Raw genomic sequence first — 26,748 nt, 5'->3', positions numbered from 1 at the left:
TTAAGTATAGAAAAGGTGTTAGAGCAATTGCTCTAACACCTTTTCTTTAATGACCACGATGTTTTTGCTTTGCTTTTTGTACTTTAATTAAACGTCTTCTTTCTTTTTCAGCTTCTCGCTTCTCCTTAGACTGCACTTTCTTTTCTTGTTTATGCAATTCATAAGATAAACTAATCGCCTCTTGCGCCTTAGTAAAACGTTTAACATTTGTTTCTTTTGCTGCTTGTCGTATGATACGCTTTATGTTTTTAGGACGCTGTTTTTCTTTAACTTCTACACCACATTTTGCAAAATGCTGAAAATGCTCTAAAAGTGAACCATTCACAAACATAAGCACTTCTTCATCTGACGGTTCCGCTCCAAAAATATACCTCGCTCCATACAATTTCCCTTGTTCTTTGCATGTAATAATTCCAACAAAAAATTGGCCATCGTGATATACTGTCAAATCCATTGACAGCCCCTCCTTTAAAAAATTAGAAATACGGGACATCCCGGAGGGGAAGGTTACTGACATGAAATCATGCGTCTGGACTACCAACCAGAACTGTGTTTTTGTATTTCTTTCACTATTATTATATCTTTTTTTCCATAATCTTCATATATTCAGCAATCATTTTTTTATGCGATCCTACAATATAGTCAGGTAGTTCTGTTACTGAAAAGAATTTAAGCTGAACTGCTTCTTCTTTATTCATAACAAAATCCCCTTCGTATTCATCCGTATAATAGGCGGTTGTTACAGATTGAAATTCATCACCGTTTGCTAATTTTGTAAAGTAGTTCGCTCCAGAAAATACATTGATTAGTCGCAAGTTCTTCACTTTTATTCCTGTCTCTTCATATACTTCACGATAAGCTGTTTCTTCTGGTGATTCACTAAGCTCCATTAGCCCGCCAGGTAGCCCCCATTTTCCGTACGGCTCTGTCCGCTGCTGCAATAAAACATATCCATTTTCATTTATAACGAGTACAACAGCACCAACTAAAATTAAAGGGCGATGACCAACTATTTTTCGTAATTCTTCTACATATCCCACCGTATCGCCTCCTTTTTCGTTGTCCACACTATTGTATCATATGTACGAAACGACAAAATGCGTATATTTTTCATTTTTTTAACAAAATATTTATTTTATGTGATTCATCTACTGTAGCTAACATAATGGATTCGACTTCTGTACTCTCCTCTAGAAATTCTCTCGCCCACGCTTCTGTTTTTCCTAATAATGCAAGAACATCTTTCTGAATCCTCCCATCCTTTACTAATACAAAAGAAACTGGAGATTTTCTTCCCGCCACTTTAAGATCAAGCCGCGAAACTGCTTCATATTCTGGATACCGAAATATAGAAACGACACCGTTCGCTTCCCATAATGCTAATTTAATCGTTTGAATATCGCTCACATTTCGCATGCGAAGTTCCGAAAACAAATATTCCACGGTAATTCTCGCCTTTTTCAAATTGCTAAAATCAATGGAACCATTATGTATAAGAATGATAGGTGCTGGCTCTAAAAAGCGTCTCCATCTATCCCATTTCAGCATTAAAACTGAGCTTATAATATGAAGTACAACGAGTATGAACGTTGTAATCATCGAGCCCAGTAACCCTACTTTTTCATCAGACAATGCGTTAGAAATATTCCCACCAAGCAATAACACTAATACAACATCTAAAAAACGAAGTTGTGCGATAGACCTTTGCCCCATTGCTTTCGCAACTAATATTAAAAATATGTATGCTATAATAGCCCGAATAACCCATTCACTATTAGAAAGATGCCGTGCTCCTTCAAAAATATGCATATGCATCACTTTGCACTCCTTACCCGTCTCAAACTGCTATCCTGTTTTAGTTTGCAACGTTTATGAGCATATATGTAAAAAAAGCTGGTTCGTTTAAAAACGAACCAGCTTTTTTTACTTAACTGAAAACATATATTTTTTATAAGTTTTCCGTACCGATAGTATGAGCCCCATCATAATCATATTCGAGAATAAGGAACTTCCCCCATACGATAAGAAAGGTAATGCAATACCTTTTACAGGCATTAATCCAACGATCATACCGATGTTTTGGAATATTTGAACTGTTAATATACCGATCGATCCAGCGCATAATAATGTACCAAATAAATTATCAGCGGAATAACCAATAATAATTGTTCGATATAGTAGTAATAGGAACAAGAAGACAACTAACGCTGCTACGATAAATCCACCTTCTTCGGCAATTGTAGCGAAAATAAAGTCAGTATGCTTCTCTGGGATATAGACGCTTCCTCCCCCAAACCCTTTACCTTCCATTCCTCCACTACCTACAGCTAAAATCGATTGTTGCGTTTGATAACCTTGATCTGCATTTTCAAATGGATTTAACCAACCTACAATACGCGACTGTTGGTGAGGTTTTAGTAAAGTAACTAAATTATTATAGAAAAAATCTTGATACTTAAAGAAAATAAATATTAAAGCAGATAATATGGTCAACGGAATAACTGTACATAATGCTATCAATTTCTTTTGAATACCTGACATAAATAAAATACATGCAATAGCAGCAGCATATAAGAACACCATACCTGTATCAGGTTGACTATATACAACCGCCATAGGTGGAAGTGACACTAGCATAATTTTACCTACTAGCTTTAAATCTGTTTGGAATGTCCTTGCCATATACTGTGCATTATGTTTTACTGCTATACTCGCTACTACAAGTAGCAATGCAATTTTGAAAAACTCAGACGGCTGAATTTGTCCAAATACTGGAAAAACAAACCATCTTTTTGCACCTAATTTTTCAGGTGTAAAACCTGATGGTGGTAATACTTTCAAAAGAATAAGTGAAGCAAACCCAGCAATATAAAGCGGCCAAGATAATTTTTGTAACTGATCTAAATCAATGCTTGCAACAAGAAGTAACAATACAACCCCAATTATGTAGTTAACACCTTGTTTCATAGCAAAGTTTGCAGCTCCATACTGTCCCGTTTGCTGACTGCTATATATAGCAGCTATACTCGTCACACATAGTGCACACAAAATTAAAATTAATTTTACATCTAAACTTTTTAGAAACTCGGTACTTCTTTTCATGACATCCTCCTGAAACATTGTTACGGCAAAAATAAAAAACCAGGAGTCAACATTCTTCATGTTTTGACGACTGATTACACATTATCTATAAAACACTTATATAGAATAACTCTCTTTTTCATACAATACAATATATTATACTACAGTTTCATCAGTAAGATTTGCCAAAAAAATTATTCTTTTCTTATTTTATATCCATATACCATATATCAGCAATGTATTTTCGTAAATTCCTAATACATAATCGTTTATTGTAAGATTACTGGGAAAGGTATTTATACATATAGTAGGATGTAGATGAAGAAATAAGATAATAAAAAGCTCGCATAAGCGAGCTTTTTATTAATATACAGATGTATTATTTTCTGACATGTTTTCCAAAATTTCTTTAACACGTCCTAAGAACTTACCACAAATTAAACCATCAAGTACTCGGTGATCAAGTGATAAACATAAGTTAACCATGTCACGAGCACCGAACATACCGTTATCCATAATTACTGGGCGCTTTACAATTGATTCAACTTGTAAAATAGCCGCTTGTGGGTAATTAATAATACCCATAGATTGAACAGAACCGAATGATCCTGTGTTATTAATTGTAAATGTTCCACCTTGCATTTCGTCTGCTTTTAACGATTTCGTACGTACTTTTCCTGCAAGTTCTGTAATTTCACGAGCGATACCTTTAATTGTTTTCTCGTCCGCTTGCTTAATTACTGGTACAAATAGTTCTTCCTCTGTTGCAACAGCGATAGAAAGGTTAATATCTTTCTTCTGAACAATTTTATCGCCAGCCCACATTGAATTGATTTGAGGATACTCTTTTAACGCTTGTGCTACTGCTTTTACGAAGAAAGCAAAGAACGTTAAGTTAAAGCCTTCACGCTTCTTAAAGTCACCTTTGATTGAGTTACGGTATGACACAAGGTTTGTCACATCTACTTCAATCATCATCCAAGCATGTGGTGCTTCATGTTTACTACGTAACATGTTTGCTGCGATTGCTTTACGCACACCTGTGACTGGAATTTCGATATCTCCAGGCATTGTAGGTACAGAAACTGGTTTCGCAGCTTCTACTTTTTGCGCTACTGGTGCTGCTTTTGGTGCTTCTGGGCGAGCTTCTACTACCGCCGCTACAGCTTCCTCTTTCTTCGCCGCACCTGCTTGCGGAATATTTCCAGATTCCACTAGCTTTAAAATATCTTTACGAGTGATACGGCCGTTTGCTCCCGTACCCTCTACTAGATCTAAATCAACGTTATGCTCACCCGCAAGTTTTAACACAGCTGGTGAAAAACGTGGTTTTCCATCAGTTGGTTGTTTTACTTTCGGTGCTTTTCCAGGCGTAATTGCTGCTGCCTTTGGTTCTTCTTTCGTTTTTTCCTCAACAGCTGTTGCTGCTACTTCGTCTGCGCCTTCTACTTGAATCACACAAACTACTTCACCTACAGCTAACGTATCACCTTCACCAGCGATTAACTCTTTCACAATACCAGTGAAAGAAGATGGTACTTCAGCATTTACTTTATCAGTCATTACTTCTGCAAGCGGATCATACTTGTTTACGTGATCGCCAACATTAACGAGCCATTTACTAATTGTGCCCTCTGTAACGCTCTCCCCGAGCTGAGGCATTGTAATATTTTCTACAGCCATGTATAGTCCCCCCGATTAAAATTCCGCAAGTTCACGCATTGCTTTTTCAACTTTATCTGGATTTACCATAAAGAATTTTTCCATTGTTGGTGCATATGGCATTGCTGGAACGTCTGGACCTGCAAGACGTGCGATTGGCGCATCTAAATCAAATAGACAGTTTTCAGCAATAATTGCTGCCACTTCACTCATAATGCTTCCTTCTTTATTGTCTTCTGTTACAAGAAGAACTTTACCTGTTTTAGAAGCTGCTTCAATGATTGCTTCTTTATCTAATGGATATACAGTACGTAAATCAAGAATGTGTGCAGAGATGCCATCTTGTGCTAACTTTTCAGCTGCTTGAAGAGCAAAATGAACACATAATCCGTACGTGATAACTGTAATATCATCACCTTCACGTTTTACATCTGCTTTTCCGATTGGTAATACGTAGTCATCCTCCGGCACTTCACCTTTAATTAAACGATATGCACGTTTATGTTCGAAGAATAATACTGGATCTTCATCACGAATGGCTGCTTTTAATAAGCCTTTTGCATCATATGGTGTAGAAGGGATAACGATTTTTAAACCTGGCTGGTTTGCAAACATCGCTTCTACAGATTGTGAATGATACAATGCACCGTGAACACCCCCACCAAATGGTGCACGGATTGTAACTGGACAAGTCCAATCATTATTAGAACGATAACGAATTTTTGCTGCCTCAGAAACAATTTGGTTTACTGCTGGCATGATGAAATCAGCAAACTGCATTTCAGCGATTGGACGCATACCATACATTGCTGCACCAATTGCTACCCCAGCAATTGCAGATTCTGCAAGCGGTGCATCAAGCGCACGATCTTCACCAAATTGATCATACAAACCGTGTGTCGCTTTAAACACGCCACCTTTTTTACCAACATCTTCTCCTAAAACGAATACTTTCTCATCGCGTTCCATTTCTTCGCGCATTGCTAATGTAATAGCATCAATATAAGACATTACAGCCATGAAACGTTCCCCCCTATTCTGCGTATACGTGCTTCAATGCATCTTCAGGTGCTGCATACGGAGCATTTTCTGCATATTCTGTTGCTTCATTTACGATATGCATAATTTCGTCTAACATTTGTTTTTCCGATTCCTCAGTTAACACACCAGCTTCTTTTAAATAAGCCGCGAATGTTATAATTGAATCTTTTTTCTTTGCTTCTTCTACTTCTTCTTTATCACGATAAACACGATCATCATCGTCACTAGAATGTGCTGTTAAACGATATGATACTGTTTCAATTAAAGTTGGGCCTTCACCACGACGACCGCGATCTGCTGCTTCTTTTACAGCTTTATATACTGCAAGCGGATCGTTTCCGTCTATTGTATATCCAGGCATACCATAACCAATTGCACGATCTGATACGTTTTTACATGCTAATTGTTTTTCAACCGGAATAGAGATTGCATATTTGTTATTTTCACACATAAAAATAACAGGTAGTTTGTGTACACCAGCAAAGTTTGCCCCTTCATGGAAGTCACCTTGGTTTGAAGAACCTTCTCCAAATGTAACGAACGTTACTAAATCTTTCTTCTCCATTTTTCCAGCTAGTGCAATACCAACTGCATGTGGTACTTGCGTTGTTACTGGAGATGAACCTGTAACAATACGATTTTTCTTTTGACCGAAGTGACCAGGCATTTGACGACCACCAGAGTTTGGATCTCCAGCTTTCGCGAAAGCAGACAACATAAGCTCTTTAGCTGTCATACCAAATGCTAGTACAACACCCATATCACGATAGTATGGTAATGCATAATCTTTCTCTCTATCAAGAGCGAACGCCGCTCCAACTTGTGCAGCCTCTTGTCCTTGACAAGAAATTACGAATGGAATTTTACCAGCGCGGTTTAATAACCACATACGTTCGTCGATTTTACGTGCAAGTAACATCGTACGGAACATTTCTAATACTTGCTCATCACTTAAGCCAAGCTCTTCATGGCGCTTTTCTTTTACTTCTGCCATTTTTCATAACCTCCTAAATCCACATTTTTATGCGTGTAACGCTCTTCCATCTACAGCAAGTGCTGCTTCACCAATCGCCTCAGATAATGATGGATGCGGATGAATTGTATGTGCTACTTCCCAAGGTGTTGCATCAAGTACTCTTGCAAGACCAGCTTCAGAAATCATATCTGTTACATGTGGTCCAATCATATGAACACCAAGAATGTCATTTGTCTCTTCATCAACTACAAGTTTTACGAAACCATCTGATTCTCCGTATACAAGTGCTTTTCCGATTGCGCGGAATGAGAACTTACCTACTTTTAACTTATAGCCTTTTTCTTTCGCTTCTTGTTCTGTTAAGCCAACAGAAGCAACTTCTGGACTGCTATATACGCATTTTGATACCATAGAGTAATCAATTGGTGTAACTTCTTTCCCTGCAATATGTTCTACTGCAGCAATTCCTTCATGAGAAGCAACGTGAGCAAGTTGCAGGCCACCAATTACATCTCCAATTGCGTAAATATGCGATTCTTTCGTTTGATAAAACTCATTTGTTTGAATGTATCCTTTTTCCACAACGATATCTGTGTTCTCTAAGCCAATATTTTGCGTATTCGCTTGTCTTCCTACAGATACAAGCATTTTTTCTGCTTTAAATTCTTTATTTTCGCCGTTGTGTTCAGCTTGGATTGTTACTCCATTATCTTTTACCAATGTTTCTGGTAATACTTTTGCACCAGTTACCACTTTAATACCTTTTTTCTTGAATAGACGTTGCATTTCTTTTGAAACGTCTTGATCTTCTAGTGGTAATATCGTTTTTGCATACTCTAATACTGTAACTTCTACACCGAAGTCAGCAAGCATAGATGCCCACTCAATACCGATTACACCGCCACCAACGATAATAATCGAACTAGGAAGCGTTTCCATTTTTAGGGCATGATCCGAAGACATTACGTATTCTCCATCTAATTCTAAACCTGGTAATGAATTTGGACGAGAACCTGTTGCAACAAGTACATTTTTTGGAATTAACATTTCATTCTCTTCTCCACTTGCAAGTTCAACTGAAATTGTCCCTGGCATAGGAGAGAAAATAGACGGGCCAAGAATACGACCAATACCTTCAAACACATCAATTTTACCTTGTTTCATTAAATGTTGAACGCCTTTATGAAGCTGCGTTACAATCTTCTCTTTACGCTCTTGTACTTTCGCAAAGTTTAGTTCTACATTGCTTGCAATAACTCCGAACTCTTCGCTTTTTTTAGCAGTTGCATATACTTCCGCACTACGTAAAAGAGCTTTACTAGGAATACATCCTTTGTGTAAACAAGTACCACCAAGATTTTCTTTTTCGACTAGTGCTGTTTTTAAACCTAATTGTGATGCACGAATTGCAGCAACATATCCACCAGTACCGCCGCCAACGATGACTAAATCATATTCTTTTGCCATTATCTCAACCCCTAGCTACCGTTTCTTTTTCACGTACAACGTATTCTTTTGGAGCTTCTTCTTCACGTAATACACGAAGTGCTCCTTCTGCTAACGCTTCTAACTCATCTTCGCCTGGATGTACGATAACATCTGCAATCCAGTCCACTCGCTCTTTTATTTCATCGACAAGAATTTTACTGTATGCCAGTCCACCAGTTAATACGATTGCATCGATTTTCCCGTGAAGTACAGCGCTAGCTCCGCCAATCTCTTTTGCAACTTGATATGCCATTGCTTTATAAATAAGAGTTGCTTCAGGATCACCTTTTTCAACCATTTGCTCTACTTTAATCGCATCATTTGTACCGATTAAACTTACAAGTCCACCTTGTCCGACAAGTTTTTTAATCATTTCATCACGGTAATACTCACCAGAGAAACACATTTCTACTAGTTGCCCTACTGGTACTGTACCAGCGCGCTCTGGACTAAATGGTCCTTCTCCGTTTAAACCGTTATTCACATCGATTACTCTTCCTTTTTTATGAGCACCAACTGTAATACCGCCACCCATATGTGTAACTAATAAATTTAAATCCTCGTATTTGTGATTTAACTGTTCAGCTACTTTACGAGCAACTGCTTTTTGATTTAATGCATGGAAGATACTTTTGCGTTCCATACCAGCAATACCACTTATACGAGCAACCGGCTCCATCTCATCTACAACGACAGGATCCACAATGAATGCAGGAATGTTTAATCCAGAAGCAATTTCATATGCTAAAATGCCTCCAAGGTTTGAAGCGTGATGACCGCTAAAGCCATTTTTCAAATCTTCTAACATCGCATCGTTTACTGTATACGTACCGCCTTCGATTGGACGAAGTAATCCACCACGCCCACAAACAGCGTTTAATTTTGAAATGTTAATACCATGAGAATGTAGAACTTCTAAAATCGTTTCTTTTCGAAACTCATATTGGTCGATAATTCTCTTATATTTTCCAATCTGTTCTACGTCATGACGAATCGTTTCTTCTAGAACGGGTCTTTCATTATCAAAAACACCAATTTTTGTGGATGTACTACCTGGGTTAATAACAAGAATTCGATTTACAGACAATGTTGCTACCTCCACTAATAAATTCAAAAGGAAGCGGAAACCTCATAAGAGGTAACCACACCTTTTGTAAAAGTTATATATGAATGATTAGCGACGGCTAATAATATCGTGACCGTTGCGTAAGTAAGTGCTACGAGAATTTTTCAAGCTTGCAATGCGCTCTTCAGCTAGACGATCTGCCGCTACATAAGTTGCTATGCCATCGCGTTTTGAAATTTCGATTACTTTTGCAATCGTGTCATAAATAGACTCAACACGTTTTAGTGCACGTTCTCTATTGTATCCATATAATTCGTCTGCTACGTTAATTACGCCACCTGCATTAATTACATAATCTGGTGCGTATACAATACCCATTTCATGAATGATGTCACCGTGACGATCTTCTTTTAATTGGTTATTTGCAGAACCTGCGATTACTTTTGCTTTAAGTTGTGGAATAGTTTCATCATTAACTGTTGCGCCTAATGCACATGGTGCGTAAATATCGCATTCCACACCGTAAATTTCATTTGGTTCAACTGCTGATGCACCGAATTCTTCTACAGCACGTTGTACAGCTTCTTTATTAATATCTGTAACGATTAATTTTGCTCCTTCAGCGTGTAAATGTTTGCATAGATGATACGCTACGTTACCAACGCCTTGAACAGCAATTACTTTTCCTTCTAAATTGTCAGTACCGAAAGCTTCTTTTGCAGCTGCTTTCATACCACGATAAACACCGTATGCAGTTACTGGAGATGGGTTACCAGAAGAACCGAATGATGGTGAGATACCTGTTACAAAGTCAGTTTCTTCGTGGATAATATCCATATCATCTACTGTTGTACCAACATCTTCAGCTGTAATGTATCGTCCGTTTAGTCCTTGGATATAACGTCCTAGTGCACGGAACATTGCTTCGCTCTTATCTTTACGAGGATCACCGATAATTACTGTTTTCGCACCACCTAAGTTTAAACCAGCTGCTGCGTTTTTGTATGTCATCCCTTTTGCAAGACGCAATGCATCTTCAATCGCCGCTTCTTCAGAATCATATGTCCACATTCTTGTTCCTCCAAGAGCCGGTCCAAGTGTTGTATCATGAATTGCAATAATTGCTTTTAAACCAGATTCTTTATCTTGACAAAATACCACTTGCTCATAATCATATTTTTCTAAGTATTCGAAGATTTCTAATGTCATTGTCGTTTCCCCCTAATGTTTTACCCTTTTTGGTTTATTTTGAAGCAGTCGCAACTGCCAATGCTAATGAATATACTTTTGTTTCTGCTGAATCAGCACGAGATGTTAAAACAATCGGTGCTTTTGCGCCAGCAATCATTGCTCCTACTTTTGCATCCGCAAAGTATACGAGTGATTTATATAGCACATTTCCAGCTTCAATCGTTGGGACGAGTAAAATATCTGCCTTACCTGCTACATCACTTACTATGCCTTTATGCTCTGCTGCAATTTGTGATACTGCATTATCTAAAGCAAGTGGTCCATCAACGATACAATCTTTAATTTGTCCGCGGCGATTCATTTGTGTTAACATCGCTGCATCAATTGTCGCCTGCATCGCTGGATTCACAACTTCTACTGCTGCAATTGGTGCCACTTTTGGCAAGTCGATTCCTATTGCCCGGGCAACTTCTACAGTATTTTGTATAATAGCAGCTTTTTGTGTTACATCAGGTGCGATGTTCATCGCTGCATCTGTAACGAAAATAAGACGATCATAATTTGGAACTTCAAATGCTGCTACATGTGAAAGTACGCTACCTTTACGTAGGCCCCACTCTTTGTTTAACACAGCCTTCAAAATATTCGCTGTTGGGATGTTACCCTTCATAAGCACGTCTGCCTCACCATTTCTCACAGCTTTAACAGAAAGTTCTGCAGCCTCTGCATTAGACATTGCTGCAATCACTTCAACATGTTCTGAAGTTTGTAAACCATGTTCTTGTAGCATCCCCATTATTTTTTCTTGATTTCCATATAGACGAAATTGAGCTAGCTGTAATTTAATTGCTTTCGCTACAGCTTCAATTACTTCATGATCTTCAGCTACTGCTACAGCTACAGTTTTTTTAGGCTTTCCCGCTGCTTGATCAATTAAGTATTCTAACTTCATATTTTGTAATCAACCCTTTCCGTCGTCCCTCGTCTATTTATAAAGCAAATACCGTGCCAACTTTTAAAAGTGGTCTTACCAATAATGAAAACGCATTCAAAATGCAGTAAAATCAATACTTTGGAAAATAACGAAAGATTCTGTCTTATTTTGTCACTTTTTGTATACCATGCAATAAATTGCACGGTGCGCAATTTATTGCATGCTATTTTTTGCATGGTCATACTTTTCTAGCTTATAATATAAATTTCGAACGGAAATTCCTAACGCTTTTGCAGTTTGTGTTTTATTCCCATCAAATCTCTCCAAATATTCATGAATAATATTCCCTTCAAACTCTGTTACTAAATGTTCAAGTGGCTTTTCTTCTAATTCAGGTAATAAATGAGATTGCTTTGACTCCACCTGCTCTTCATTATGTAATGGTGGTAAATGTTGTACATCAATATAGATCTCGTTATAATTCATAAAAATAATCGCTCGTCCTAAAATATTTTCAAGTTCTCTCACATTTCCTGGCCATTCGTATGATTGTAAATATAAAATAGCTGAATCAGTGAGCCCTTCTACATTACGACCATAATCTTGATTAATTTTTTGAATCAACCTGTCCGCAATTTTCGGTATATCTCCTTTACGTTGACGAAGAGATGGAATTTGAATTGGAATTTTATTTAATCGATAATATAAATCCTCCCTAAACTTCCCTTCTAGAATAGCCTTTTCTAAATTCACATGTGTCGCTGCAATTACTCGAACATTAATGGGTATCGCTTTCGTCCCACCAACTTTTACAATTTCTTTTTCCTGCAATACACGAAGGAGTTTCGCTTGTGTATTTGCAGATAACTCCCCTATTTCATCTAAAAAAATACTACCGTTATTCGCTTCCTCAAAGAACCCACGTTTCCCGCCTCTTTTCGCTCCAGAAAACGCCCCTTCCTCATAACCAAATAATTCACTTTCTAACAACGTCTCCGAAATGGCCGCACAGTTTACACGGACGAATTTATTGTATTTTCGATTACTTCCATTATGGATTGCATGTGCAAACAATTCTTTACCAGTCCCAGATTCACCGCGTAACAGTACCGTTGCTGGTGTATTCGCTCCTAGCTTCGCCTGTTCGATAGCTGCCGTTGTTTCATCTGAATTTCCGACAATATCATCAAATGAATATTTTGCTTCTAATGTGCGAATAATTTGCCTTGCTCTATTCAATTCATTTGTTAACTTTTGAATTTCCGACACGTCACGGATAACGCCAACGCTTCCTTTCAATATTCCATCCACAATAACTGGCGCTACGTTTACAATTACATCGCGCTTTTTTTGCCCAATCTTCATATGTATTCCGCGCACCGCACGACGCGTTCGAAGTACTTTCATATGCATACTTTCGCCTTCTACAATATCAGTTGTAGCAGGCTTCCCAATAATATCTTCTTCTGTTAGACCCGTTAATTTCGTATATGCCGGGTTAATGACTAAACCTCTTCCTTTTTCATCCACAACCGAAATCGCTTCTTCAGATGAGTTGATAATTGCCTCTAATAGTGTTTGAATTTCTTTTAAGTCTGTAACTTCTTCCGCTAAATCTACAACTTCTGTTATATCTTTAAAAATTGCAAATGCCCCTTGTACCTCTCCGCCTTCTTTTAATATCGGTATACGCGTTGTAATAATTTTCTTTCCATTCTCTAATGTTAGTTCATAATTTACTTCTATTTGTTTCGTACGTATAATGCGAAGTAATTTACTAGTGGGAATGACTTCTAAAATATATTTTCCTATCGCCTCTTCTTTTTTATATCCGATAATACGCTCCGCACTTTTATTAAAAAGACGAACTTGTCCCTCTCGATCAATTACGATCATGCCGTCATGCGTAGAATTTAAAATTAATTCTCCTTGTTGCGTTTGTTCCTCTAACCGCCCAATTAACCCTTCCTTCTCATGCGCTAATCCTGTAACAATTTTTGCAATATCACCTGGTATAAGAAGAGTGTCTTTTTTCTTTTTTTCCAATAAAACTTTATGTACATCATCTTCACCTGTCATATCAAATATTACATCGATATGCATAGAAAGAAATGGAGTTACACTTTCTCCAATTGCAATTCCATATTCCTTAGCAATTTGTAATCCTTTTGCCAACGGATTTATATCAATAATCCCTATAATTTGAAATATATTCGAACTATGTAACAGATTCAGCAGTGCGCTCCCGCCTTCACCTGCACCAACAATTAATACTTTTTGTTTCATATATTACACTTCCTCTCGAAGTAACTCTGCAAATTTTTTCACACCCTTATCTTACTCGTTCAGCACCCTCTTGACAAACCACCTTTCCGTATAACATCATTAAAATATACGAAATAATCTGAAAAGGAGAGTTATGTATGCAGCGTTACGTTGCTCTACTATTAGCACTCATCCCTATTTCATTAGCTGTGTTTGGTATAAAGTTAATGAGAGATACTGTATTCGGGATTCTATTTCCACCAATCTCTATACTGTGGTTACAATTTTTAATCGGTGCTCTCTGCTTCGGGCTCGGGTTTTATATCTTCGGTGGCTTCGTCTTGCACCGAGACCGTAAACGAAATAAAGTACAAGCTCGCTTTAGAAGATAGGAAGGCCCCACTATTTATAAATAAAAAAATGAGACCGTTACACGCGGTCTCATTTTTTTATTGGCAACAACGTTCTTGCCGTTTCAGGGTAATCAGTAATAATCGCCGATATATTCATATCAAAATATTTACGCATAAGCGTTTCTTCATTAATTGTATAAGGGCGAACCTCTACACCACTTTCCATCGTTAGTTCGGCAATAGCATCTTGAAGATAACGATAATTCGGATGTACTGCTGTAGCTCCCATTTTTTTTGCGTATGCCCACGGACTATGCAAACCTTCGCGATATAAAATAGCTGTTTGAATATCAGGAGCCATCATATGGCACCGTTTCATACTGTAGTGATTAAACGAAGAAAATACAACGCGATCCTCTAAACTAAATTTCCGTACAAGCGTTATAACTTCTTCCTCTAAACCTCTGTATGGAATTTTATTATTTTTAAGTTCAATATTAAGTAGCAAACTCGTTCGTTCAAGCCATTCTAATACCTCTTCTAAAAGTGGTATTTTACAAAACCCTACTTTATCACCAAATTTATAACTTGCATCTAACTTGCATAAATCCTCATATACATAATTCCGAACCGCACCTTTTCCATTTGTTGTCCGGTCCACCGTTTCATCATGAATGACGACAACTTTTCCATCTTTCGTTAATTGAACATCAAGTTCAATTCCATCCGCTCTAAAAGACTCAGCCGCTTCAAATGAAATCATTGTATTTTCTGGGTACGTTCCAGCCGCACCACGATGTGCAAATATAAGAGTCATCCTCACTCCCCCAATCTTATGCTATACTATACGAAAAAGGAGGTACTTCTATGAGACCATTACAAATTTCTCCAGATACTGCAGTCCGCTTATCAAAAGCACTAGGTGTTCCACTTGAACAACTCATGCATATGCCGCAGCACATTTTAATTCAAAAGCTAGTTGAATTAGAAAAACAAAATAAAGACGAAGAGTAATACAGTCCTGTTTTGCAGGGCTTTTTATTGCCCTCCATTATACCATGGATACTTTCCCTACTAAAATTCTTTAATAGATGTACTTCGGTGCAATTTAGCCGTTCCTTCATCATTTAATAATGAATCATATCTTTTCTTTTTTGTTACAAGTCATAAAGAAAGCAGACTATTTATTTATAAGTCCCCATTGCATCCTTAAAACACGATAATACAAAACTAGAAAGCCTTTATATTATTTTTTATTGAACGTGCGGAGCATCCCCTGATTCGTATAGTTCTTTCGCCTTTTCCTCCCCGAATGTAGTTAAAATATAATGTTGCTCTTCTAACGCATCCATTGCTCTAGTTGCTTTACAAACGCTATCTTCTTGAGCATCCGAGAAATAATTGTGATCTTCTACAATTTTACTAAAATCTTTTTTCACCCATCTATCAGCAATTGCTAAAAGCTCATTTTTCTTCGCAAAGCTACTCTTATTTATGATTTCTTTTAACTTTTTAGCATTATTTTGAACCATTGGGATAGAGCCCGATTTTCGTTCTGCCACCACTTTTTGATGAGTCATGTGATGCATCGCTATAATGACTTCGCTTTCAGTAGAATTTTCAGTAACATACACATCAACAAAGACTCCATCCACCTCTCTACCTACTATCGTTTGGTCTTCTTTTTTGTCTATTTGAGCACTCACCTCTTTATCTGCTGGATTATCGGCAAGTTCTAACATTCCAAATGTAACTGCTACAGCGAGAACTCCCATAGCTGCTACTATTCCTAACCAAGTTAAAATTTTATTTTTCATTCCCCTTCTCCCTATCTATACCTATTTAATTACCTTATAAAAAACTCACTTATATGTAATATTACTAAAAATAGGTTTTATTTTCCATGGTATGAAATAATCTCTTTTTCTCAACAAAATAAAAAGACCAACGAATCATAAAATTCATTGGTCATTGAGTGAAAAGTTTATTGGTTTTAAAATTGATATTAAGTATAGATTTCAAGAATTTGTCGACTTAGCTAAAGAGTAAACCCTTACTATCTTTACTCTCAGCTAGCTTTATGTTCAAGTCTCAGCTTATCCGCAACCATTGCGATAAACTCAGAGTTCGTAGGTTTTGCTTTTGACATGGATACTGTATAACCGAATAAGGACGAAATAGAATCAATATTCCCACGGCTCCAAGCTACTTCAATCGCGTGACGAATTGCTCGCTCCACACGGCTTGCTGTGGTATTATATTTCTTTGCGATATCTGGATACAATACTTTCGTAATCGATCCTAATAATTCGATATCGTTGTATACCATGGAGATTGCTTCTCGTAAATACATATATCCTTTAATATGAGCGGGTACACCAATTTCATGAATGATACTCGTAATACTCGCATCTAAATTTTTCGGTTTTCCATCTACTGTTGTTGCTGATCGGAATGATGGTAGTGGACGTTTAATCATAGCATTTGCTTTACCACTCACTTGACGAATATGACTCGTTAAATTCTCCATATCAAATGGTTTTAATATGAAATATGAGGCACCTAAGTCAACTGCTTTTTTCGTCACATCTTCTTGCCCGAATGCTGTCAACATAATTACGCTAGGCTGTTTTAACCTTTCAATATGTCGCATTTTTTCCAATACAGCTAAACCATCTAAGTGTGGCATAATAATGTCTAAAACGAGTACATCAGGTTGCTTATCTGTTAATAAGTTTAAACACTCTTGACCATTATAAGCAGTACCGATTACTTCCATATCATCTTGAGCAGCTACATAGCTCTCTAACATTGATACTAGTTCTTTATTATCATCCACAAGACATACTTTAATTTTCTCCACAGCTTTTCCTCCCTTACCGAATCGATTCTCCGACATGTGTATCCTTCTAGGCTACATGAATTGTTCGACAATTGTGTGAAAATTCCCTTTTAAAGTTTCTTACTTTCCGATAAAATCACAAAAAAATATGTTTATCGCTCATTTATTCCCTTTCGCAACACATTCCATCATAGAAATACAACGAAACGTTCAACCCTTTTCTTTTATTTTACAACAAAAAACACCTCTTGCGGAGCTTTTACAAAATTTCAACGAATTTTTCAACAGAAAAAGCGAGCTAATATGTATTAGCTCGCTTTTTTCTCTTGATCATAAATATTAATTCCAGCTTGATGTAACATCCATTCAATATGAACACCATATCCTGATGTTGGATCATTTACAAATACATGTGTAACAGCACCAATTACTTTTCCATTTTGTACAATTGGACTTCCACTCATTCCTTGTACGATACCGCCCGTTTTCGCTAATAGACGTTTATCTGTTACTTTTATTACCATACCCTTTGTAGCTGGGAATTTTTGCTGCACTGTACTAACGACTTCAATATCAAACGCTTCTACTTTATCTTGATCAATAACTGTTAATATTTTTGCCGGTCCTTCTTTTACTTGATGAGATAATGCGATAGGCATTGCTTTATCCATTATACCGTTTTTCATATTCGTATTTAATTTTCCAAAAATACCATATGGACTATTAATTGTAATATTGCCAATCACTTCACGATCTGGTGAAAATCTTGCTAATTTCTCGCCTGGATTCCCATGACTGCCTCTTTCAATTGATGTAACTGTCGAGCGCATAATTTGTCCATCTTCGACTTGAATCGGCTTTTTTGTATCATTATCAGAAATAACATGACCAAGCGCCCCGTATTTCATAGAATCCGGATGAACAAATGTCATCGTTCCAATTCCAGCTGCCGAATCACGGATATACAAGCCAATTCGATAAGACGCTTCACCATTGTCTTTTTGCGGCGTTAGCTTCGTGCGAATATATTTTCCATCTCTTAGCAATACAAGATTAAGCGGTTCACCTGTTTCTCCACTATTATGAATAAACGGTGCTACATCACTCATTCTTTCAATGGTTTTACCATTAATTTCAGTAATCATATCTCCAATTTGTACACCTGCTGTTTCACCAGGAGATATTTTACCTTTTTCAGTTTGAATTAAATGATGGCCTACAACAAGTACACCTTTTGTATTTAATTTCACACCAATTGATTGTCCACCTGGAATCACTTTAAAATCTTTTAACACTTTCACATTTACTTTTTTCACTGGAAAACCCGCAAGCTGAAATACCATATCAGCTTCACCATTTTGATGAGAATTTACCATAAGTCCTTGTTTTTGTTCATTCGAACTCACTGTAAATACATGACGATTTGTGGATGAAGCTTTGAAAACTGGTAATGATGATATTTCTGATTGTTGTCCTTCAAAAACAACAAGTTGTTTCGGTGATGAAATAAACGTTCGAAGCGGTTTAAAACATCCAATAAAAACTAAAGAAACAAGGAGACAAAGACCTATTATTTTTCGAAATTTTTCTAATTTCAACTTGTTCACTCTCCTCGCTCCTACCCCACATTCAGCCTCTTGGCTTCACTTTTTAATCTCTCCTTGCAATGCTTTATTTATAACCGGAAGAATTAAGAAATCGTCATTTGAGAAAAAAAGCTATCCATTACTGGATAGCCTCTGCTGTCTGTTTAAAATGATGCGCTTGCGTAAGTAATTCTTTCGCATGCTCCGTCGTTAAATCTGTGATTTCCACACCAGAAATCATTCGAGCTATTTCTGTTACTTTATCCTCCATAGTTAAAACAGTAACTGATGTAATTGTCCGATCATTCGCTACTTGTTTTCGAATAAATAAATGCGAATCTGCCATTGAAGCTACTTGAGGTAAGTGCGTAATACAAAGTACTTGCGAGTTTACTGATACTCGATAAATTTTTTCAGCAATAGCCTGTGCGACCCGGCCACTTACACCCGTATCCACTTCATCAAAAATAACAGATGCAACCCCTTGATGCTTAGAAAAAATGCTTTTTAAAGCTAAAATGATACGAGATAACTCTCCGCCAGAAGCAACCTTTGAAAGTGGTTTTAGCGGCTCTCCTGGGTTCGTCGAAATATAAAATTCCACATGATCGTAACCATCTGCCGTAAGTCTTACCGGTGCACCTTCCACAAGGGGTTCTTCTGCATTTCCTTCTCTCTTCATAATTCTCACTTCAAATTTCGTTTTTTCCATATATAATTCTTTTAATTCCTGATGAATTGCATTTGTAAGGTGTTCTGCAAGCTCATGACGCATATTACTTAACAACGTTGCTTCTTTCAGAATAACACTTTCTAATTCCTTCAACTGTTTCTTCGTCGTTTCAATATGAACGTCTTTATTTTCAATTGTAAATATTTCTTGTTCAATTTTATCTGCATACGCTAAAATCTCTTCTACAGTATTTCCATATTTTCTCTTTAGCATACGAATTTCATTCAAACGTGTTTCGATTTCATCTAAACGATTTGGATCATATTCCATCATATCGAGCTTTTCTCTCAGTTGATATGCAACCTCTTCTAATAAGTAATAGCTATTTGCAATTGAATCATGATTCTCTTGATACATTTCATCTAAATGTGTAATACTTTCCATTTGTCCCATTGCGCTTCTTACATTATCTAATCCTTGTCCGTCAGCACTCAATGAACGATATGCATCACCTAATGCTTTATAAATCTTTTCAAAATTAGAAATTTGCAATCGTTCCTCAGTTAATTCATTTTCTTCATCCATCTTTAAATCGGCTTTGCGAATTTCTTCATGCTGAAATTGAATTAAATCTAAGCGATGTGCCATCTGTTGTTCATTTTCACTTAACGATTTCAATTGTTTTTTTAATTTTTCATAGTCAGCGTATACGTTTTGATATATGTCTAGTTGTTTAACGATTCGATCCCCATCAAAGTGATCAAGCATAAACAGATGTCGTTCTTCATTCATTAAATCTTGCGTTTCATGCTGTCCATGAATATCAACAAGTGTTTTCCCAATTTCTTTTAATATGCTAAGTGTAACAAGCTTCCCATTTACACGACATACACTCTTCCCGTTCGCAGCAATATCACGCTTTAAAATAATCATGCCATCTTCTATTTCTATATCTAACTCTTCTGCCTTTTCAATACATGGATGCTTATCATCTTCAACATAAAACAGCCCTTCAATCTCAGCCTTTTCTGTTCCATATCGAACAAATTCTGCTGACCCACGGCCACCTACAAGTAAACTAATCGCATCAATAATAATCGATTTTCCGGCCCCTGTTTCACCGCTTAAAACCGTTAAACCTTTTTGAAAAGAAATATTTAATGCTTCAATAATAGCAAAGTTTCTAATCGATAATTCCGATAACAATGCCCCATTCACCTCGTTATAAAATAATCCCTTACTAAAGGATTTTCTCATTTCTTCATTCAAATAATCATGCTATATATTTGTATGTATATACTCTTCTAACCCGCTTCATTGTACCAAACATTTGTTTTACGGGTCAATCCATCTATTTTCTAACTTTATGCAAACAAAATATTATATTACAATTGAAAAATCATATTTTTGACCAATAAAAATATCTTGTTCACTTCCCACTTTACGATGGAAAGCAAACAAGATTTTTTGTTACAACATATTTAAGAAACGATCAGAGACAACACCTGTATCGTCAGGTGTACGGCAAATAATTAAGCAAGTATCATCACCACAGATGGTTCCGATGATCTCATCCCACTCTAAATGATCAATAAGTGCTCCAAGTGAATGAGCGTTACCAGGCAATGTTTTTAGCACAAGCATATGTCCTGCCGTGTCTAATTTTACAAATGAATCCACTAGATTTCGTTTTAATTTTTGTAACGGGTTAAATCGTTGATCTGCTGGCAAGCTATATTTATAGCGCCCATCATGTAATGGCACCTTCACTAAGTGCAGTTCTTTAATATCGCGCGATACTGTTGCTTGCGTTACATTAAATCCCTCATTACGTAAAATATCAACTAATTCATCTTGTGTTTCAATTTCTTTGTTTGCAATAATTTCCCTGATTTTAATATGGCGCTGACCTTTATTCATACATTTGCACCTCACACTATCTCTTACCATAGTTTAAACATTGGTATACTTCACTTATTTATGTTAACTTATAATTCGTTTCTTGTACACAATTGTTTTTACAATCATTATACAATTACAGCAAAAAGAGGAACAACATATGTTATTCCCCTTTCCCTTTTTGTTTTAGAACGTCATGCGCTTCTGTAACAACTTGCTCTATAGAAATCGGAGAATGATTTTCGCCATTCTCACGTTCACCATGCCATTTCAGATGAATTAAAAATTCAATATTACCATCCCCACCCGTAATTGGTGAGAATGTTAAACCTTCCACATCATAGCCCTCTTTTAAAGCAAACTCGACAATCATCTCTACAACAGCTTCATGTACTTTTCTATCACGAACGATACCTTTTTTCCCAACTTGCTCTCTTCCAGCTTCAAACTGCGGTTTAATTAACGCTGCTACATCTCCGTTAGGCATAAGCATTGTTTTTAAAACTGGCAGTATAAGCTTTAATGATATAAATGAAACATCAATACTTGCAAATTGAGGTAAACCACGTTCTAAGTCTGCTGGTGTCACGTAACGGAAGTTTGTTCGTTCCATTACAACAACACGCTCATCTTGACGTAATTTCCACGCTAGCTGATTGTATCCTACATCTAATGCATAAGATAATTTCGCTCCATTTTGAAGCGCGCAATCTGTAAAGCCACCAGTTGATGAACCAATATCTATCATAACTTTATCTTGTAAATCAAGATGAAATGTCTCTAATGCCTTTTCAAGTTTATAACCACCACGACTTACATACGGCATAACTTGTCCCTTCACCGTAATCTCAGTATCTTGCGAGATTTTCTCTCCTGGCTTATCAAGTCTCATCTCATTTGCATATACGAGTCCGGCCATAATGGCGCGCTTTGCTTTCTCACGCGTTTCTATAAGTCCTCGCTCTACTAATAGTACATCTACTCTTTCTTTTTTTACGCTCATTTGTTACGCCCTTTTTTGTTTTGATGGAATCATTGTATGAATACGGTCTACAACAGCATCTGTCGTTAAACCAATTTCTTCTAATAATTTTGTTACACTTCCGTGCTCTATGAAGCGGTCTGGAATACCCATTCGTTCAACTAATGCACTATGGTAACCATTTTCAGATGCAAATTCAACTACTCCTGTTCCAAAACCACCGATTAAACAAGCTTCTTCAATCGTTAAAATCGGTATATTCTTCCCTAGAAGATCATGTAAATATGCTTCATCCATTGGTTTAATAAAGCGAGCATTCACTACTTTCACTGAAACCCCAGCTTTTTCAAGACGCTCAGCTGCTTCCATTGCCATTGGTATTGTCGTACCAAACGTTAAAATAGCTGCTTGTGTACCCTCTTTTAACGTCTCCCACGTACCGATTGGAATCGCCTTTAATTCTTCATCCATATGAACGCCAAGTCCATTACCACGAGCATAACGCAATGCGATTGGTCCATCTTCATATTGCATCGCCGTATAAACTAAATGTTGCCCTTCATTTTCATCTTTCGGCATCATAAGCACCATATTCGGCAAGTGACGTAAGAATGAGATATCAAATACGCCTTGATGCGTTTCACCATCTGCTCCTACTAATCCCGAGCGATCTATTCCGATGAAAACATTTAAATTTTGGCGGCATATATCATGAACAACTTGGTCATATGCTCTTTGTAAAAATGTCGAATAAATTGCTAAGAATGGCTTCATTCCTTGCGTTGCCATACCTGCTGCCATTGTTGTAGCGTGCTGTTCTGCAATACCTACATCAATCATACGATCTGGGAATTCTTTTTGGAATTTCTCAAGTTTTGATCCAACAGGCATTGCAGGTGTAATTGCTACGATACGCTCATCCGCTCTCGCTAGCTTAAGTACTGTTTCACTAACGACAGCACTCCATGCTGGTGCAACTTCTTTTGGCTTAACGAAGTCACCTGATTCAATTTTATAAGGTCCTGTTCCATGCCAAGTTCCAATAACGTCACTCTCAGCCGGTTTATAACCTTTTCCTTTTTTCGTAATAACGTGAACAAGTACTGGGCCTTTTGTTTTCTTTGCATATTGCAACGTTTCGAATAACTTTTCATAATCATGCCCATCGACTGGACCTAAATATGTAAAGCCTAACTCTTCGAAAAAGACACCAGATACTAGTAAATATTTAAGACTATCTTTTATTTTCTCTGCTGTCGCAGCCACTTTCCCGCCAACTGCTGGGATTTTCTTTAATATATACTCTAATTCATCTTTTACCCAGTGATATTTTCCTGCGGTACGTAAACGACCGAGTACATTATGAAGCGCACCAACGTTTGGTGCAATTGACATTTCATTATCATTCAAAATAACAATCATGTCTGTTTTTTCATGTCCAATATGGTTCAATGCCTCTAAGGCCATTCCACCTGTTAAAGCACCATCTCCAATAATTGGTATAACATATTCTTTCGTTTTCTTTAAATCACGTGCCAGAGCCATTCCCATTGCAGCCGATAACGAAGTCGAGCTATGACCAGTTTCCCATACATCATGCTCACTCTCGCAACGTTTCGGGAAACCACATAGACCTTGATATTGCCTTAATGTACCAAACTCTTTCGCGCGTCCAGTTAAAATTTTATGTACATAGGATTGATGTCCTACATCCCATAAAAATTTATCTTGCGGGCTATCAAATAATTTGTGCAGAGCAATTGTGAGTTCTACTACACCTAAATTAGGTGCAATATGTCCACCTGTTTGAGAGAGCTCTTCAATTAAAAACTTACGAATATCCTCACTCAATCCCTCTAGTTCACTGATAGACATATCTTTCAAAAAACTAGGGTTTTGAATTTGCGTTAGATCCACATGGATCACTCACTTTCATTTCATAATCTGTCAACATGTCAAATATTATAAAAAACATTTACACAAAACAAGAAATTCTCTTTTCTATTTTTCGTCTTGTCCCGCTATTAACCAGTCTATTGCGCCTTAATCCTATTATAAACCATATTTCTTTAGGCGATGAAAAAAATAGCCGCTAACACGAAGTGATAACGGCAATGTAATCTACATATATTTTTGCCAATAACAAGAAAAGAAAAACCTTTTCCTACATTTATATCATAAAATGATGAATGACTCAACAAATGAAAACGCTGTTATATTAGTTATTACGTTTTGCAATCAAATCGCAAATAGATAGTAAATATTCATCTTGTAATTGCAAGGAGCTAATTGCACCTTTTGCTTCTGCAATTGTTTCTTCTAAAATATCCTTTGCTCTATCTACAGTAAACAACGTCGTATATGTGCTCTTTTCATTAGAAAGATCGCTACCAATCGGTTTTCCAATCTCTTCTTCGGTGCCTTCGACATCTAAAATATCGTCTCGAATTTGGAAAGCTAGACCGATATATTTAGCAAACGTAAGCAACTTTTCTTCTTGCTCTTCTGTCGCATCAGAAAGTATCGCACCCGCAAGTACAGCAAATTCAAGCAGTTTTCCGGTCTTATGTTTATGGATGTACTCCAATTCATCAATCGTAAGGCGTTTCCCTTCAGCTTCCATATCTGCCACTTGTCCGCCAACCATTCCTTCTGGTCCTGCTGCTTTTGCAAGTTCAAGTACAAGTCTTACTTTTTTTTCTGCAGAAATTTCTTTTTGCTCATATGCCATAATAACTTGAAAAGCATACGTCAATAAGCCATCTCCTGCTAAAACTGCCATCGCTTCACCAAATACTTTGTGATTTGTGGGCTTTCCTCTTCTTAAATCATCATCATCCATACAAGGTAAATCGTCATGAACTAACGAATATGTATGAATCATTTCAAGAGCACAAGCTGCACCTACTCCAAGATTTCTTTCTTTCCCAAACGCTTGTAATGTTGCAAACAAAAGTAACGGGCGGAGACGTTTTCCACCCGCTTCTAAAGAATATGCCATCGCTTCACGAAGTACATTTGGACATTGTAATTCATTTGCATAGCTTACAAGTTTCTCTTCTACGAAAGTTTTACTTTCCTTCAAAAAAGTATCAAAAGCAATCGTCACTATGCTTCATCTCCTAAAGCAGTAAACGGTTCAAGCTCTCCATCTTCCCCAAGAATAACTGCCATTTGTTCTTGTACATTCTTCAACTTCTCATCACAAAGCTTAGATAATTCCATACCCTCTTTAAAATAAGAAATCGCTTCTTCTAAAGGTACGTCACCTTGTTCTAGCTTAGAAACAAGATGCTCAAGTTGCGAAATTGCCTCTTCAAAGCTTAATTTATTTTCCATTATTCAATTCACGCTCCTCTATGCCTGATACGCTACAATCTAGTATTCCATCTTGTAATTGAACTGAAACAGCATCTCCAAGGCTTACATCTTTCACACTTTTTAACACTTGCTTCTCTTCATCATATACAAGCCCGTACCCTCTCATCATTACTTTAAGCGGACTTAACGCTTCAAGTTTTTGAGCAGCTCTTACAAAGGCAAATTCTTTCGTTTGAAGTAACGTTTGCATTTCACGTTGTAATTGCTTTTGCAACGTTTCAACAGCTACCTTCGTTTGAATAATTTTTTGAGATGGGTGGTGCTTCTCTAAATAAAATGAAAGTTGCTTTAACTGATTCACCTTTTTATCAATATAGCGCTCTTTCGCTAAAACAAGCTGTTCTAGCGCTCTATCTAATTGCTCTTCCTTTTGCTCATATACTTGTCTTGGATAACGGAACGCATACGATTTTTGCAACACTTGTAGTTTTTCTTCTTTTTTATGTACTAACTCTTTCATTGCTCTTTGCAATCTCAGAGTTCTTTGTAATACCTTTTCTTGTAACTCTATAATATTAGGTGCTGCTAGCTCAGCTGCTGCAGTCGGTGTTGGCGCGCGTAAATCTGCAACAAAATCTGCGATTGTAAAATCCGTTTCATGGCCTACTGCCGAAATAATAGGAATTTCACTCTTAAAGATTGCTCTTGCAACCATTTCCTCATTGAAAGCCCATAATTCCTCAATAGAACCTCCACCACGACCAACGATTAGTACATCTATCTCTCCCATTTCATTCGCTGTACGAATCGCTTGTACAATCGAGGGAGCCGCTGACTCCCCTTGTACAAGTACCGGAAATACAATAACATTCCCAATTGGATAACGACGTTTAATCGTTGTTATAATATCACGAATCGCTGCTCCTGTTGGCGACGTAATCACACCTATCGTTTTAGCGTAAGGAGGAATTGCTTTTTTATAAACTTGAGAAAAAAGTCCTTCTTCTTCTAAGCGAACTTTTAACTGTTCGTACGCTAAATGTAAATTTCCGACTCCGTCAGGCTGCATGTCTTGAATATAAATTTGATAAGAACCACTCGCCTCGTAAACAGAGATTTTCCCCTTCACGAGTACCTTCATCCCATTTTCAGGTTTGAATTTAATATTACGATTATGACCCGCAAACATAACCGCTGCGATTCTTGCATTTTCATCTTTCAATGTAAAATACATGTGGCCACGGCTATGATTTTTAAAGTTGGAAATTTCACCTTTTAACCAAACAGACTGCAAATGCGGATCATATTCTATTTTTGTTTTTATATAGCGTGTTAACGCTGTAACGGTTAAATATTGCTTCTCCATTTCTCTCTCCTCATAGCCGACT

At 37.1% G+C, this 26,748-nt stretch carries 25 protein-coding genes; 2 read left to right on the top strand and 23 right to left on the bottom strand.

Annotated elements, in window-relative coordinates; genetic code table 11:
* Positions 1-46: 46 nt before the first annotated feature.
* The 12 genes from ACO6VI_RS09035 to ACO6VI_RS08980 all read right to left on the bottom strand — a co-directional run bounded on the left by ACO6VI_RS09035 (position 47) and on the right by ACO6VI_RS08980 (position 13,725).
* A complete protein-coding gene (locus tag ACO6VI_RS09035) occupies positions 47-454 on the bottom strand; it encodes a YjdF family protein (protein ID WP_000366603.1) in 408 nt (135 codons plus the stop codon).
* Between the two features lie 121 nt (positions 455-575).
* Complete coding sequence (locus ACO6VI_RS09030; protein WP_000542551.1) at positions 576-1,040, bottom strand: NUDIX hydrolase; 465 nt, start codon at positions 1,038-1,040, stop codon at positions 576-578.
* Between the two features lie 70 nt (positions 1,041-1,110).
* Positions 1,111-1,815 carry a DUF421 domain-containing protein gene (locus tag ACO6VI_RS09025; protein ID WP_000550963.1) on the bottom strand — a complete coding sequence of 235 codons (705 nt, stop codon included), beginning with the start codon at positions 1,813-1,815 and terminating at the stop codon, positions 1,111-1,113.
* A gap of 108 nt (positions 1,816-1,923) precedes the next feature.
* Positions 1,924-3,102, bottom strand: coding sequence for an FtsW/RodA/SpoVE family cell cycle protein (locus ACO6VI_RS09020; protein ID WP_000831181.1), 1,179 nt, complete (start codon positions 3,100-3,102; stop codon positions 1,924-1,926).
* A 342-nt stretch (positions 3,103-3,444) separates the two neighbouring features.
* The gene (locus ACO6VI_RS09015) at positions 3,445-4,764 is read right to left on the bottom strand and encodes a dihydrolipoamide acetyltransferase family protein (RefSeq protein WP_023522987.1); all 1,320 of its coding nucleotides are present in this window, start codon (positions 4,762-4,764) and stop codon (positions 3,445-3,447) included.
* A 15-nt stretch (positions 4,765-4,779) separates the two neighbouring features.
* Positions 4,780-5,763: a 3-methyl-2-oxobutanoate dehydrogenase subunit beta gene (bfmBAB, locus tag ACO6VI_RS09010; protein ID WP_000290071.1), complete on the bottom strand. Its 984-nt coding sequence runs from the start codon at positions 5,761-5,763 to the stop codon at positions 4,780-4,782.
* Positions 5,764-5,776: 13 nt separating this feature from the next.
* A complete protein-coding gene (gene bfmBAA / locus ACO6VI_RS09005; protein ID WP_000852551.1) occupies positions 5,777-6,778 on the bottom strand; it encodes a 3-methyl-2-oxobutanoate dehydrogenase subunit alpha in 1,002 nt (333 codons plus the stop codon).
* 27 nt (positions 6,779-6,805) lie between these two features.
* Positions 6,806-8,227: a dihydrolipoyl dehydrogenase gene (gene lpdA / locus ACO6VI_RS09000; RefSeq protein ID WP_001051295.1), complete on the bottom strand. Its 1,422-nt coding sequence runs from the start codon at positions 8,225-8,227 to the stop codon at positions 6,806-6,808.
* A 4-nt stretch (positions 8,228-8,231) separates the two neighbouring features.
* A complete protein-coding gene (gene buk / locus ACO6VI_RS08995) occupies positions 8,232-9,335 on the bottom strand; it encodes a butyrate kinase (protein ID WP_000115781.1) in 1,104 nt (367 codons plus the stop codon).
* 87 nt (positions 9,336-9,422) lie between these two features.
* A complete protein-coding gene (locus ACO6VI_RS08990) occupies positions 9,423-10,523 on the bottom strand; it encodes a leucine dehydrogenase (RefSeq protein WP_000171355.1) in 1,101 nt (366 codons plus the stop codon).
* Positions 10,524-10,557: 34 nt separating this feature from the next.
* Entirely contained in the window at positions 10,558-11,457 is a 900-nt protein-coding gene (gene yqiS / locus ACO6VI_RS08985; RefSeq protein WP_023522989.1) for a phosphate butyryltransferase, read from the bottom strand.
* A 195-nt stretch (positions 11,458-11,652) separates the two neighbouring features.
* Positions 11,653-13,725, bottom strand: a complete 2,073-nt coding sequence (locus tag ACO6VI_RS08980; protein WP_023522991.1) for a sigma-54 interaction domain-containing protein — start codon at positions 13,723-13,725, stop codon at positions 11,653-11,655.
* Between the two features lie 137 nt (positions 13,726-13,862).
* Between ACO6VI_RS08980 and ACO6VI_RS08975 the strand changes: the two genes are divergently transcribed.
* Entirely contained in the window at positions 13,863-14,096 is a 234-nt protein-coding gene (locus tag ACO6VI_RS08975) for a DUF2627 domain-containing protein (protein WP_001190211.1), read from the top strand.
* A 49-nt stretch (positions 14,097-14,145) separates the two neighbouring features.
* On the opposite strand, the gene ACO6VI_RS08970 is transcribed toward ACO6VI_RS08975, so the two are convergent.
* On the bottom strand, positions 14,146-14,874 hold the full coding sequence (locus tag ACO6VI_RS08970) for a glycerophosphodiester phosphodiesterase (RefSeq protein WP_000172589.1): 729 nt from the start codon (positions 14,872-14,874) through the stop codon (positions 14,146-14,148).
* 50 nt (positions 14,875-14,924) lie between these two features.
* Between ACO6VI_RS08970 and ACO6VI_RS08965 the strand changes: the two genes are divergently transcribed.
* Positions 14,925-15,071 carry a YycC family protein gene (locus ACO6VI_RS08965; RefSeq protein ID WP_001247671.1) on the top strand — a complete coding sequence of 49 codons (147 nt, stop codon included), beginning with the start codon at positions 14,925-14,927 and terminating at the stop codon, positions 15,069-15,071.
* Between the two features lie 239 nt (positions 15,072-15,310).
* On the opposite strand, the gene ACO6VI_RS08960 is transcribed toward ACO6VI_RS08965, so the two are convergent.
* The 10 genes from ACO6VI_RS08960 to xseA all read right to left on the bottom strand — a co-directional run bounded on the left by ACO6VI_RS08960 (position 15,311) and on the right by xseA (position 26,726).
* Entirely contained in the window at positions 15,311-15,874 is a 564-nt protein-coding gene (locus ACO6VI_RS08960) for a PRK06770 family protein (RefSeq protein ID WP_000790987.1), read from the bottom strand.
* A gap of 251 nt (positions 15,875-16,125) precedes the next feature.
* Entirely contained in the window at positions 16,126-16,920 is a 795-nt protein-coding gene (spo0A, locus tag ACO6VI_RS08955; RefSeq protein ID WP_011110369.1) for a sporulation transcription factor Spo0A, read from the bottom strand.
* A gap of 287 nt (positions 16,921-17,207) precedes the next feature.
* Positions 17,208-18,506, bottom strand: a complete 1,299-nt coding sequence (gene spoIVB, locus ACO6VI_RS08950; RefSeq protein ID WP_063548618.1) for a SpoIVB peptidase — start codon at positions 18,504-18,506, stop codon at positions 17,208-17,210.
* A 118-nt stretch (positions 18,507-18,624) separates the two neighbouring features.
* Entirely contained in the window at positions 18,625-20,364 is a 1,740-nt protein-coding gene (recN, locus tag ACO6VI_RS08945) for a DNA repair protein RecN (protein WP_000947734.1), read from the bottom strand.
* 264 nt (positions 20,365-20,628) lie between these two features.
* The gene (gene argR, locus ACO6VI_RS08940; protein ID WP_001032580.1) at positions 20,629-21,078 is read right to left on the bottom strand and encodes an arginine repressor ArgR; all 450 of its coding nucleotides are present in this window, start codon (positions 21,076-21,078) and stop codon (positions 20,629-20,631) included.
* Between the two features lie 142 nt (positions 21,079-21,220).
* Positions 21,221-22,060, bottom strand: a complete 840-nt coding sequence (locus ACO6VI_RS08935; RefSeq protein ID WP_000111874.1) for a TlyA family RNA methyltransferase — start codon at positions 22,058-22,060, stop codon at positions 21,221-21,223.
* Between the two features lie 3 nt (positions 22,061-22,063).
* Positions 22,064-23,956 (bottom strand): 1-deoxy-D-xylulose-5-phosphate synthase, encoded by a 1,893-nt coding sequence (gene dxs / locus ACO6VI_RS08930; RefSeq protein WP_000366452.1) that lies wholly within the window; start codon positions 23,954-23,956, stop codon positions 22,064-22,066.
* A gap of 301 nt (positions 23,957-24,257) precedes the next feature.
* Positions 24,258-25,148, bottom strand: a complete 891-nt coding sequence (gene ispA / locus ACO6VI_RS08925) for a (2E,6E)-farnesyl diphosphate synthase (protein WP_000150374.1) — start codon at positions 25,146-25,148, stop codon at positions 24,258-24,260.
* Positions 25,148-25,378: an exodeoxyribonuclease VII small subunit gene (xseB, locus tag ACO6VI_RS08920; RefSeq protein ID WP_000428423.1), complete on the bottom strand. Its 231-nt coding sequence runs from the start codon at positions 25,376-25,378 to the stop codon at positions 25,148-25,150. The genes ispA and xseB overlap by 1 nt, the downstream gene beginning before the upstream one ends.
* Positions 25,368-26,726, bottom strand: coding sequence for an exodeoxyribonuclease VII large subunit (xseA, locus tag ACO6VI_RS08915; RefSeq protein ID WP_000415244.1), 1,359 nt, complete (start codon positions 26,724-26,726; stop codon positions 25,368-25,370). The genes xseB and xseA overlap by 11 nt, the downstream gene beginning before the upstream one ends.
* Between the last annotated feature and the right edge of the window lie 22 nt (positions 26,727-26,748).

Origin of the sequence: Bacillus sp. PSXD-155, assembly GCF_049310765.1 — a bacterium.
Taxonomy (GTDB): domain Bacteria; phylum Bacillota; class Bacilli; order Bacillales; family Bacillaceae_G; genus Bacillus_A; species Bacillus_A cereus.
The sequence above is the reverse complement of the archived record's forward strand: the minus strand, read 5'-3'. Positions and strand labels throughout refer to the sequence as shown.